Here is an 11,109-nt window from a genome sequence, read left to right on the forward strand (position 1 = left end):
TCCCTTGTGACCTGTCACTTGTGGTCGGTGTCGGCGCCGAACAGCCTGGCCACGCCGACGAAACGTTCGATGACGACGACCGCGACCACGGCGAACAACACCATCAGCGTGCCGATGGCGGTGACCGTCGGGTCGTAGTCGTACTGCATGTAGTTGAAGATCCGCACGGGGAGCGTCTGCAGGTCGGTGGTGACCACGAACAGCGCCACGGTGAGATCGTCGAAGGAGGTGATGAACGCGAAGAACGCGCCCCCGATCAGGGCGCCGCGCACGGCGGGCAGCGTCACGTGCCAGAACACCAGGAACGGCGGCGCGCCCAGCCCGGCGGCGGCCTTCTCCGCCGACCGGTCCAGCCCGGCGAGCCCGGCGAGGACGAGCCGCACCGCGTACGGCACGGTCAGCACCAGGTGGGCCAGCAGCAGCGTGAACGGGCTCGACGCCAGCCCCATCTGCGCGAACCACTGCAGCAGTCCGATGCCGAGCACGATCGTGGGCACCGCGAACGCGCTGGACAGCACCGCCTCCAGCGCGCCGCGCCCGGGGAAGCGGTAGCGGTGGATGGCCAGCCCGCCTGCCAGCCCCACCACGGCGGAGATCGCCGCCGCGGCCAGCGCCACCCCGGCGCTGAGCACGAACGACGACAGGAACTCCGGCTTGCCGAACACCTCCGCGTACCAGCGCAGCGTGATCCCCTTCGGCGGGAACGTCACGTACGACGTGGTCGTGAGCGAGGAGGCCACGGTGACCACGACGGGCGCGATCAGGAACAGCCCGACGAGGACGGCGAAGCCGGTGCCGAGCACGCGGGTGAGCCGGGTCATCCGAACACCACCTCCCCGTGGCCCCTGCGCAGCAGCCGGGAGTAGCCGAGCAGCAGCCCGGTCGTCACGACGACGAGGACGAACCCGATCGCGGCCGCGTACGGCCAGTCGAGCGTGGTCGTGGCCTGCGTGTAGACGAAGTACGGCATGAGCTTCACCTTCGGGCCGCCGAGGATCGCGGGGGTGACGAAGCTGGACGCGGTCAGGCTGAACACGATCATGGCTCCGGCCAGCATGCCGGGGGCGGACAGCGGCAGCGTGATCCGCCAGAAGCAGGTCCAGCCGGGCGCGCCCAGCCCCTTGGCCGCGGGCACGAGCGTCGGGTCGATCCGGTCGAGGCTGCCCATCAGCGGCAGCACCATGTACGCCAGCATCACGTGGACCATGCCGATGAGCACGGCCGTGTCGTTGTAGAGCAGCTGCGGCGGGGCGATCCCGAACCACGTCAGCACGGCCGCGACCGGGCCGTTCGGCCCGAGCACCACGAGCCAGCCGTACGCGCGGATGACCATGCTGATCAGCAGCGGCGACAGCAGCAGCAACGCCAGCCAGTTGCGCACCCGCGGGGACCGGCCGCGCATGTAGAGGGCGAACGGGTAGCCGATGACCAGGCAGCCGGCCGTGGTCAGGGCGGCGACCTTGAGGGTGTTCCACAGCACGTCCCGGTAGAACGGGTCGCCGAGGAAACGTACGTAGTTGCCGAAGGTGAACGCGCCCGTCTGCGTCCTGAAGCTGTTGGCCACCAGCGTGAACAGCGGCGCCACGAACAGCAGCGCGAAGATGACGACGGCGGGCAGCGCGAGCAGCAGGCCCGTGCGCCAGGGAGGGCTGCTCCCCCGCCCGCTCACCGGCCCGTCGCCCTGTCCATCGGGCGCGCTCACCGCACCGCCATCGAGGCGTCCGACGGCCGCCATGCGCAGGTCACCTCCTCGCCCATCGCGGGCACCTGCGCGTCGAACGGCAGTGCCGCCGTCACCTCGCCCGCCCCGGTGGCGACGACGCACCGGATGCGCGAGCCGAGGAAGCGGGTCTCCCGCACGGTGCCCCTGAGCCCGTCGCCGTCCGCCTGGATCCGCACGACCTCGGGCCGCACGTAGACGCGCACGCCGGCGCCCTGGGCCGGAGGGTCGCCCACGGCGGTGGCGCCGACCCTCGCGCCCGCCACCTCGCAGGCGCCGCCACCCGTGGCGGTGCCGTCGAGGGCGTTGACCTCGCCGATGAACTGCGCCACGAAGTCCGTGGCCGGCCTCAGATAGATCTCCCGCGGCCGGTCGAGCTGGTGGATGACGCCGTCGGCCATGACCGCGATCCGGTCGGAGACCGCCAGCGCCTCCTCCTGGTCGTGGGTGACGAGGATGGTGGTGGTGCCGATGCGCCGCTGCAGCGCGACGACCTCCTCGCGCAGCCGCACCCGCAACTGCGCGTCGAGGTTGGAGAACGGCTCGTCGAGCAGCAGCAGGTCGGGCTGGATGACCAGGGCCCTGGCCAGTGCGGCGCGCTGCTGCTGCCCGCCGGACAGCTGGCGCGGGTGCCGGCCGGCCATGCCGTCCAGGCCGACCATCTCCAGCACCTCCTCGACCTGGCGCCTGCGCTCGGCCGCCGGCACCTTCCGCATGCGCAGGCCGAACGCCACGTTGTCGGCGATCGTCATGTGCGGGAACAGCGCGTACGACTGGAAGACCATGCCCATCGAGCGGCGGTGCGGCGGGGTGCCGGTGACGTCCGTGCCGTCCACCTCGATCACGCCGCCGTCGGCGCCGAGATGCCCGGCCACCATGTTGAGCGTGGTGGTCTTGCCGCAGCCGGAGGGCCCGAGCAGGGTCAGGAACTCGCCCGGCTCCGTCTCCAGGTCGACCGCGGAGACGACCTCCTTGCCGCCCAGCACCTTGCGCACGCCGTCCAGGCGCAGGCGCCCGCGCCGCGCGGCCGGGCCCGCGGGCGTCCCGGTGGTGCTCGTGCTCACTGACCGTTCAGCCTCCTGCCGGGTGGTGCGGGTCCTCACGACCGTTCGACCTCCTTCGTCCACCGGTCCGTCCAGGCGGACCGCGCGCCGTTGACGACGGTCCAGTCCAGCGGCTTCATCTCGGCCGCCTGCTCAGGGCCGACCACCCGCTCGGCCACCGCCGGGTCGAGCCGGGCGTCGGTGACCGTCGGCCCGTCGTAGCCCTCGGCGGCCAGCTCGCGCTGGATGCCGGGTTGCAACAGGGCGTTGACGAACTGCTGCGCAAGGTCTGGGTGCGGCGCCTTGTTCACCACGTTCGCGGTGGCCAGCAGCGGGATGGCGCCGGCCTCGGGGTACACGAACGCGATCGGGAAGTCCTTGTCCGCCAGCGTCTCCACGCGCGACCCGCCCCAGACGGAGGCGACGGCCTGCCCCTGGAGGAAGTAGTTGGACACGTCGGCGGTGGTGTCGAACGTGAACGCGTTGGCGGCCACCTTCTTCACGCCCGCGAAACCCGGGTCGATGTCCCGCTCGGATCCGCCGGCCGCGCGGGCCGCCAGCATCAGCGCGCCCACGCCGTACGTGTTGCTGATCGACGGCAGCACGACCTTGCCCTTGAGCTTCGGGTTCGCCAGGTCGGCGAGCCGTTTCGGAGCGGGCAGGCCGTTCTCGGCGTACCAGTCGCGGTTGTAGGCGAGCCCGGTCGCGGTCAGCGCGAAGCCGACCCCGACGTCTCCGGCTAGCCTGGCGACCTTTTCCACCTTGTCCAGGCGGGTGACCTTAACCGGGTCGAGCCCGGCCAGCAGCCCGGCCTCGGCCGCCTGGGCCTGCGGCCCGTCGTCGATGAGGGCCACGTCGATCTGCGGCGCGTCCTTCTGCGCCTTGAGCTTGGCGACGGTGTCGGTGGAGCTGCCGGCGATGTAGGTGACCTCGCAGCCGCAGGACTTCTCGAAGCCGGGCAGCACGGCCTGTTCGAAGGCCTCCTGGTACGAGCCTCCGTATCCGGCCACGACGAGCTTGCCGGCCTGCGCGGTGGGGGTGGGCGGGGCGCAGGCCGCGAGCCCGACGAGGGCCAGCGCCGCGGCGAGCAGCCTGGTCATGAGGTCTCGATCTCCTTGTTCCAGCGGTCCGTCCACGCGGAGCGATTTTTGTTGATCGTCCCCCAGTCGAGCGTGCGCAGGTCGGCGGCGCGTTCCTGGCCGACGACCTTCCCGGCGAGCGCGGGGTCGAGCGTGACGCCCTCGACGGCCGGGCCGTTGAAGTTGGAGGCGGCCATGGCCTGCTGCGCCGACGGCTCCAGCAGCGTGTTGACGAACTTCTGCGCCAGGTCGGCGTGCGGCGCCTTGTTCACCACGTTGACGGTGGCGATCAGCGGCAGCGCGCCCTCCTCCGGGTAGACGAACTTGATCGGGAAACCCTTCTTGGCCAGCGTCTGCACCCGCGAGTTGCCCCACACGGTGGCGACGGCCTGGCCTTGGAGGAAGTAGTTGGAGACGTCGGCGGTGGTGTCGAACGTGACGGCGTTGGCGGCCACCTTCTTCACGCCCGCGAAGCCGGGGTCGATGTCCTGTTCGGAGCCGCCGCCGACCTTGGCCGCCATGAGCAGGGCGCCCAGGCCGTACGTCTGGGTGATGGACGGCATGACGAGCTTGCCCTTGAGCTTGGGGTCCGCCAGGTCGGCGAGCCGTTTGGGGGCGGGCAGGCCGTTCTTGGCGTAGTAGTCGGTGTTGTAGGCCAGGCCGGTGGCGTTGAGGGAGAAGCCGACGCCGACGTCGCCGGGCAGGCGGGCGATGTCGATCACCTTGGGCAGGTTCGTGACCGTCTTCGGGTCGAGCTCGGCGAGCAGGCCCGCCTCGACCGCCTGGTTCTGCACGCCGTCGTCGATGAGCGCGACGTCGATCTGCGGCGCGGCCTGCTGCGCCTTGAGCTTGGCGACGGTGTCGGTGGAGCTGCCGGCGATGTAGGTGACCTTGCACGAGCAGGCCTTCTCGAAGCCGGGGATGACCGACTGCTTGAACGCTTCCTCGTACGACCCGCCGTACCCGGCGATGACCAGCGTGTCAGGGGCGGCGGACGGCGTGGGCGCGCCGCAGGAGGTGAGGGCGAGGGCTCCGGCGAGGAGCCCGGCGGTCAGCGGTCTGGGTGTCATGGCGACCTCCGCAGGGTGCGGTTCGGGGCTAGGTGGCCGATGTCGCGCGCGGTCGCGCCGGTCTCGACCAGGTCGGCGACGATGTCGCCGAGGACGGGGGCGAGCTTGAACCCGTGCCCGCTGAAGGCCGCGGCGAGCACGGTGCGGCCGTGCCTGCCGAGCAGGCCGTGCCCGTCGGGGGTGAAGGCGTCGCAGTACGTCGCCACCCGCACCGGATCGGGGTCCAGCCCCGGCAGCGTCTCGGCGACCGCGCGCGCGACCTGCTTGACGTAGGCGACGGGCACGCTGCGGGCCAGCGCGGCGGGCGAGGCGATCTCCCGCCAGGGAACGTGCAGGTTGATCTTGACGCCCGCGCCGTCCACCGCGGGGAAACACGAGTAGGCGGGCTCGCCGACGCGGATGGCGATCGGGCACCGCCCGGGGTCGAACAGGCTCTCGTCCCGGCGCGGGAACCAGGTCGAGGTGATGGCCTTGGTGGTCAGGGCGCGGGCGAGCGGTTCGGGCAGCAAGCCGCTCGCCGCCGCCCACGGGCCGGGGGCCAGCACCGCGTGGGTGAAGCGGTGTTCGCCGTCCTCGGCCAGGACGGTGACGCCGGTGGCGTCCTCGCGCAGTTCGCGTACGGGCGTGTAGCGGGCGACGCGCGCGCCCGCCCGCTCGGCGGCGGCGGCCGCGGCCCCGACGGCGGGCTCGGGGCGCAGGTAGCCGGCGTCGTGGTCGACGACCATGACCTCGCCGTCGCGCAAGGGGTGTTCGGGCACCCGCCGCCGCGCGTCCTCGCCTGTCAGGACCTCGACGGGCAGGTCGTGGGCGCGGGCGGCGTCCAGCACCGCGCGCACTTCGGGGTGTTCGCGGGGGCCCGCCGTGACGCCGCCGACCGGGGCGAGCAGGCGGCGTCCCGCCGCCCGCTCCAGTTCGGCCCACAGGCCGCGGGCCTCGCGCAGCAGCGGCACGTAGCGGGGGCCTTCCTTGTAGGCCGTGCGGAAGATGCGCGACTCGCCTCCGGCTGCCCCGCGGTCGTGGCCGGGGGCGTAGGCGTCGAAGCCGACGGCGTGGATGCCGCGCTCGGCCAGCCGCCACAGGGCCATCGAGCCGACGGTGCCGGTACCGACGACGGCGACTGAGGTCATGGCTCCGCTCCTTCGGGGGATTTCGGGGGTATGACGGTTTTCTGGAGGGTTCCGGCATGGCGAGAACCGGGCCCGGCGCGGTCCTGTCGCCGCCGGTCCTGTCAGGGGATGATTCAGCTGTGGTCGGAGGAGCCGGTCAGGTCTGTCTCCACGTAGAAGCGCTCGGACCGGGGCGGGACGATCATCTCCACGATCTCCGCGATCTCGCCCTGCCTGGTCCAGGTCTCACGCGTCCAGCGGAACGCGGGCGTGCCCGCGGGCAGGCCGAACGCCGCCGCCTCGGCGCGGCCGAGGACGCACGGCTCCACGTACATCCTGGCCCGCGCCAGTTCGATCCCGCGGTCGCGCAGGTACACGTGCGTGGTGAGGGGCTCCAGGGGCTGGTCGAGCAGGTCGGGCGCCAGCCGGAACGGCAACACGTGCAGCTCGGTGTTGATCATCTGGCCGGCCGTGTCCATCTTGTGGCGCTCCATCTGGACGACCGCCTCCTCGTCCGGCACGCCGGGCAGCCGCAGCCGCGCCGACCGCGCGGGCATCACCCGCGCCGAGACGACCTTGTGGTCGCCGTGCGTCTCCGGCCCCTGGATCAGCAGGCCGGTGAAGCGGAGCAGGTTGTGGCGGCCGACGGCCTGGGCGACGAAGCTGCCGCGCTTGCGGAAGCGCACGATCAGCCCCGCGTCGGCGAGGTCGCGAAGGGCCCGCTGCACGGTGATGCGCGAGACCTCGAACTCCTTGCAGAGCTCGACCTCGGTGGGGATCCGGGTGCCCGGGCCCCAGTGGCCGCTACGGATACGCGCCTCCAACGCCCTGCGGATCTGCACATGGAGCAGGAGGTCACGTTCTGACATGCCAAAATACTCGTTGTAGCGTTTAGTTATGTCAATAGGAGATTTGATATAACTTATCAGCCTCTATCGTGGTGAGGAGGCAGCCGTCTCCCCAGATGGGCCACGGCCTACGCTGAGCTCATGGACGCTGATCTCATCGCCACGGCCGGCGAACTCTGGGACGCCGATCCCGGCTGGCTCAACACCGCCTCCTACGGCCTGCCGCCGCGGCGCGCCGCCGACGAGCTCCAGGCCGTGCTGACCGACTGGCGGCACGGCAGCAGCGACTGGGCGCCCTGGGACGCCTCCGTCGCCCGGTCGCGCGCGGCCTTCGCCCGCCTCATCGGCGCCCCTGTCGCCGACGTGTCGGTCAGCTCCACCGTCTCCCAGATCATGTCCACGGTCGCCACAGCCCTGCCGCCGGGCGCGCGCGTGGTCGTGCCCGAGACCGAGTTCACCAGCAACCTGTTCCCCTGGGCGGTGGCCGCCCGGGTTGAGACCGTCCCCGCCGACCGGCTCGCCGACGCGATCGACGGCTCCACCAGCGCCGTCGCCTTCAGCCTCGTCCAGTCCGCCACCGGCCAGGTCGCGCCGCTCGCGGACATCGTGGCCGCCGCCAGGGCCTGCGACGCGCTCGTCTTCGCCGACGCGTCGCAGGCCTGCGGCTGGCTGCCGGTGGACGTCTCCGGCATCGACGCGCTGGCCTGCGCCGCGTACAAGTGGCTGATGGCGCCGCGCGGCGCCGCCTTCGGCTACCTGTCACCCCGCCTGCGCGATCGCATGCGGCCCCTGGCCGCCGGCTGGTACGCCGGGGCCGACGAGGGCGGCTCCTACTACGGCCCGCCGCTGCGCCTGGCTCCCGACGCCCGCGCGTTCGACCTGTCTCCCGCCTGGTTCTCGTACGTCGGCGCGGCCCCCGCCATCGAGCTGCTGAACGAGCTCGGCGTGCAGCGGATCCACGACCACGACGTGGCGCTCGCCAACCGCTTCAGGGCCGGGCTGGGCCTCGAGCCGTCCGACACGGCCATCGTCTCCGTGGACGCCCCGGGCGAGCGGCTGAAGGGGGCCGGCATCCGCGCGGCCGTACGGGCCGGGAAGGTACGCGCCAGTTTCCACGTCTACACCACCGCCGACGACGTCGACCGCGCGCTCGACGCGCTGGCCTGATCCGAGCGGGCCGAGCCGGCCGGCGATGGTCCGGGTCACCTCCCGGGGCAGAGCACCGCTTCCGCCGCCTTGTTGACCATGGGCCGCACCGTCTCGCTCTGCAGGGTCAGCGTGACGGACACGGCGTACTGCAGGCGGCCGTCGGCCGACACGTAGGTGGGCGTGTAGAAACCGGGCGCGCCTCCCACGACCTCACGCAGGTTGACCGTCCCCCCGCAGAGGCGTTCACCGTCCGGCGGGCCGCCGCTCTTCGGCCCTTCGATCGCCTCCTGGAGGCCGGGCGGCAGCAGCTTGCCCCGTGCGTACGCGCGATGGAAGTCGCTGACCTCCTCCGCCGTGGAGACGACTCCGCCGGCCGCCCACAGATGGCTGGCGTTGATCCGGTCCACATCGTGGAGTTCGCCCTGCTCGTCGGGGTGGTAGCCGTGGTTGTGCGGGCCCTTGATGCCCTCGGAGGGCTTGGTCGGCAGGTAGGTGCGGCGCATCCCGAGCGGGGTGAACAACCGCCGGTCGAGCTCGTCGGCCAGGGTGTGGCCGGTCAGCCTCTCCACGATCATGCCGAGCAGGATGTAGTTGGTGTTGGAGTAGGAGGCCTTCTCGCCCGGCTCCTGCTCCCTGGCCACGCCGCGCGCGAGCTTCACCAGATCGGCGGGCTTGACATAGGTCGTGAAGTCGAAGGGGTCGATCTTCCCGGAGGCGAAATAGTTGGGGACGCCGGAGGTGTGGTCGATCAGCTGCCGGACGGTGATCTCGTCGGCCAGCTCGACCAGATCCTGCTCCGCCGTCTCCGGCAGCACGTCGGCGAGCTTGTCGTCCACGCCCAGCCTGCCCTCTTCGACCAGCTGCATCACGACCGTGGCGACCATCAGCTTGGTCTGCGATCCGATGCGGTAGCGGGCGCTGCTGGGAACCGTCCCGCCCTTGCCGTCCAGCAGGCGGGAGCCCGCCGACCCCCTGCCCACCCGCCTGCCGTCGACGTACAGCTCCCCGAGAGCGCCCACCACCTCGTCGGTCCCGGCCAGGGCGCTCAGGGCCCGCTGCACGTCCCCGAACCGGGGCCGGTCGACCGCCGACGCGGCGGCGGGAGACACGGCGGGGCCCAGTGTCAGCACGGCGCACGCCAGGCCGGCGACCCTCGCCACGATCGCACGTTTCATGACCGAAGTCCTTTCTGTCCGGGCGGGGCGGGAGGCGCCCGCACGCCGGTGATGTGATCGTTGTTCTAGCCCGGCCGCTGTTTCCCCACCGTTTCCCCGGTTCCCCGGCTCCCCGGCTGCTCCGGAACGGCGAGGAGCCCGCCCCCCGGCTCGCAGGGCGGGCTCCTCGGAACAGATCAGCTGACGCGGCCGCGCGTTCACGTGCCGCCCGTGTGGTACACCTCCAGCTCGGCGATCGAGGTGAACGTCCGGGTGCCGCCGGGGACGCCGATGATCCGCACCCCGTCACCGCCGGTCGCGTCGAAAGCCAGCTCGTACGTGCGGCTGGGCCCCGCCGTGTGGTCGTACGGATAGCCCGGCGTGATCCGCAGCCCGCTCACGTCCGTCCATGCGTGGTCCTTGCGCACCTGCACCCTGAGATCGGCGCCGAACCAGCCGCCGTCGCCGAACATCTTCCCGCTGGTGAAGACGGCCTTGTCCATCGTGTACTCGCGCGGCCAGGTGTATCCCCACCAGCTGGCGCCCTTGCGCTCGTCGTTCCAGTCGTCCTCGCTGCGGGTCCTGTCGCCGTCGTTGTAGTACGCGGTGTCGCCGAAGTGCGTGGCCCTTTCGACGCCCACGGTGCCCTGCTCCCTCGCGAGGTTGCGGCCGGCGTCGGGCGCGTTGCCCGGGGTGGTGTCCACGTGCGGTTCCAGATGCATCCGGCGCAGCGAGAAGGTGTACGCCCAGTGCTCGCCCTCCGGGTAGCCGCCGCCGCACGGGCAGACGTTCGACTGCAGCCACATCGACCTGCCGTCGGCGCTGATGTACTTCGACGGGATGGTCGTGGCGTAGCCGCCGTGCTTGGTGCGCGTCCACGGGTAGCCGCCGAAGTCCTTGCCGGTGAAGTGCCGCCACGGGCCCCACGGCGTGGGCGACTCGTAGAACTCGAACGTGTACTCCGTCCACGACGTGTACAGGTAGCGGTCGAGCGGCTTGTTGTAGACCACGCCGCCCTGGCTGATCACGGTGAGGTTCCTGGCCCGTCCCGCGGTGTAGACGTCCTGGTAGAGGTGCCGGTCGTCGTGCAGCACGGCGACGCGGTCACCGAGCTCCTTCGACCAGGTGGGCGTGCCGGAGTCGGTGAAGCCGCTGACGAACTCCCAGGCGTTCCGGTCCTGCACCGCGTCCTTCGGCACGCGGGCCAGCCACACGTCCACGGGATCGGGCACCCGGTCGTTGAACGAGTCGCGCCAGTTGTGGTCGAGCCCGTAGGCGTAGACGTGGTCGTCGGGCGCGTCGGCGTACGCCTTGCCGTAGTCGAGGAACATGATGGTGGTGAACAGGCCGTCGCGGAACATCGCCCCCGTCCTGTCCCACGTCCACGTCCTGCCGTGGTCGGTCGACCTGGCGACGGTGGCGGCGGGCGCGTCGTTGAAGTCGAAGGCCAGGTCCTGAACGGCCAGGTAGAGGGTGCCGTCCACGCAGGCCATGCCGGTCGGTTTGCGCGTGTGTCCCGGAGTCCACACCTGGCCGACGTCGTCGCCGACCGGCAGCTGGGCGCCGGTGAGGTTCCCCGGCATGCCGGAGATCCTGGCCACGCCGATGTCGCTCATGGCGCCGCCGAAGCCGATGCCGTCGCCGTACGCGGTGTAGACGTTGTCGTCGTCGGACCAGCACGACGGCCACAGGTCGCCGTGGTTGCGGTTGTCGCCGACGGCGGGCGCCCCGACCGTGGCGCCGGAGTCGATCCGCACCGTCGAGAAGAACGAGCTGGGCGGCGGCGCCTCGGCCGCCGCGGGGGTGCTGTCCTGGGCCACGGCGGTCGCCGCCAGGAGCAGGGTGGCCAGTCCTGCGCCCAGGCCTCGTCGGACGATCGAATACATGGCTTCTCCTGGCGGTGCGGCACCCCTTGGTCAGGGGGCCGATGAGGGTGGGAG

Annotated in this window: 10 protein-coding genes; 1 reads left to right on the forward strand and 9 read right to left on the reverse strand. The window is 71.7% G+C overall.

Going from position 1 to position 11,109, the window contains the following annotated elements; genetic code table 11:
* Positions 1 to 14: 14 nt before the first annotated feature.
* The 7 genes from E1292_RS34570 to E1292_RS34600 all read right to left on the reverse strand — a co-directional run bounded on the left by E1292_RS34570 (position 15) and on the right by E1292_RS34600 (position 6,887).
* Positions 15 to 821: an ABC transporter permease gene (locus E1292_RS34570; RefSeq protein ID WP_132601013.1), complete on the reverse strand. Its 807-nt coding sequence runs from the start codon at positions 819 to 821 to the stop codon at positions 15 to 17.
* Entirely contained in the window at positions 818 to 1,702 is an 885-nt protein-coding gene (locus E1292_RS34575; protein WP_165974888.1) for an ABC transporter permease, read from the reverse strand. The genes E1292_RS34570 and E1292_RS34575 overlap by 4 nt, the downstream gene beginning before the upstream one ends.
* Complete coding sequence (locus E1292_RS34580; RefSeq protein WP_132601019.1) at positions 1,699 to 2,823, reverse strand: ABC transporter ATP-binding protein; 1,125 nt, start codon at positions 2,821 to 2,823, stop codon at positions 1,699 to 1,701. Before E1292_RS34580 ends, E1292_RS34575 begins: the two co-directional genes overlap by 4 nt.
* Positions 2,820 to 3,863 (reverse strand): ABC transporter substrate-binding protein, encoded by a 1,044-nt coding sequence (locus tag E1292_RS34585; RefSeq protein ID WP_132601022.1) that lies wholly within the window; start codon positions 3,861 to 3,863, stop codon positions 2,820 to 2,822. Before E1292_RS34585 ends, E1292_RS34580 begins: the two co-directional genes overlap by 4 nt.
* Positions 3,860 to 4,912: an ABC transporter substrate-binding protein gene (locus E1292_RS34590; protein ID WP_132601025.1), complete on the reverse strand. Its 1,053-nt coding sequence runs from the start codon at positions 4,910 to 4,912 to the stop codon at positions 3,860 to 3,862. The genes E1292_RS34585 and E1292_RS34590 overlap by 4 nt, the downstream gene beginning before the upstream one ends.
* Positions 4,909 to 6,039 carry an N-methyl-L-tryptophan oxidase gene (gene solA, locus E1292_RS34595; protein WP_132601029.1) on the reverse strand — a complete coding sequence of 377 codons (1,131 nt, stop codon included), beginning with the start codon at positions 6,037 to 6,039 and terminating at the stop codon, positions 4,909 to 4,911. Before solA ends, E1292_RS34590 begins: the two co-directional genes overlap by 4 nt.
* Before the next feature lie 113 nt (positions 6,040 to 6,152).
* A complete protein-coding gene (locus E1292_RS34600; RefSeq protein ID WP_132601032.1) occupies positions 6,153 to 6,887 on the reverse strand; it encodes a GntR family transcriptional regulator in 735 nt (244 codons plus the stop codon).
* Positions 6,888 to 7,007: 120 nt separating this feature from the next.
* On the opposite strand from E1292_RS34600, the gene E1292_RS34605 reads away from it, so the two are divergent.
* A complete protein-coding gene (locus tag E1292_RS34605) occupies positions 7,008 to 8,033 on the forward strand; it encodes an aminotransferase class V-fold PLP-dependent enzyme (protein WP_132601035.1) in 1,026 nt (341 codons plus the stop codon).
* A 35-nt stretch (positions 8,034 to 8,068) separates the two neighbouring features.
* On the opposite strand, the gene E1292_RS34610 is transcribed toward E1292_RS34605, so the two are convergent.
* Both E1292_RS34610 and E1292_RS34615 read right to left on the reverse strand, forming a co-directional pair.
* The gene (locus E1292_RS34610) at positions 8,069 to 9,190 is read right to left on the reverse strand and encodes a serine hydrolase domain-containing protein (protein WP_132601038.1); all 1,122 of its coding nucleotides are present in this window, start codon (positions 9,188 to 9,190) and stop codon (positions 8,069 to 8,071) included.
* Positions 9,191 to 9,387: 197 nt separating this feature from the next.
* Entirely contained in the window at positions 9,388 to 11,055 is a 1,668-nt protein-coding gene (locus E1292_RS34615) for a glycoside hydrolase family 183 protein (RefSeq protein WP_220447208.1), read from the reverse strand.
* Positions 11,056 to 11,109: the final 54 nt, after the last annotated feature.

Origin of the sequence: Nonomuraea deserti, from assembly GCF_004348685.1 — a bacterium.
Lineage (GTDB): Bacteria > Actinomycetota > Actinomycetes > Streptosporangiales > Streptosporangiaceae > Nonomuraea > Nonomuraea deserti.

Excerpts from the sequence above, each read along its gene's own strand:
- E1292_RS34570 (WP_132601013.1), bottom strand. The coding sequence starts at position 821 with ATGACCCGGCTCACCCGCGTGCTCGGCACCGGCTTCGCCGTCCTCGTC.
- E1292_RS34585 (WP_132601022.1), bottom strand. The coding sequence starts at position 3,863 with ATGACCAGGCTGCTCGCCGCGGCGCTGGCCCTCGTCGGGCTCGCGGCC.
- E1292_RS34590 (WP_132601025.1), bottom strand. The coding sequence starts at position 4,912 with ATGACACCCAGACCGCTGACCGCCGGGCTCCTCGCCGGAGCCCTCGCC.
- solA (WP_132601029.1), bottom strand. The coding sequence starts at position 6,039 with ATGACCTCAGTCGCCGTCGTCGGTACCGGCACCGTCGGCTCGATGGCC.
- E1292_RS34600 (WP_132601032.1), bottom strand. The coding sequence starts at position 6,887 with ATGTCAGAACGTGACCTCCTGCTCCATGTGCAGATCCGCAGGGCGTTG.
- E1292_RS34605 (WP_132601035.1), top strand. The coding sequence starts at position 7,008 with ATGGACGCTGATCTCATCGCCACGGCCGGCGAACTCTGGGACGCCGAT.
- E1292_RS34610 (WP_132601038.1), bottom strand. The coding sequence starts at position 9,190 with ATGAAACGTGCGATCGTGGCGAGGGTCGCCGGCCTGGCGTGCGCCGTG.
- E1292_RS34615 (WP_220447208.1), bottom strand. The coding sequence starts at position 11,055 with ATGTATTCGATCGTCCGACGAGGCCTGGGCGCAGGACTGGCCACCCTG.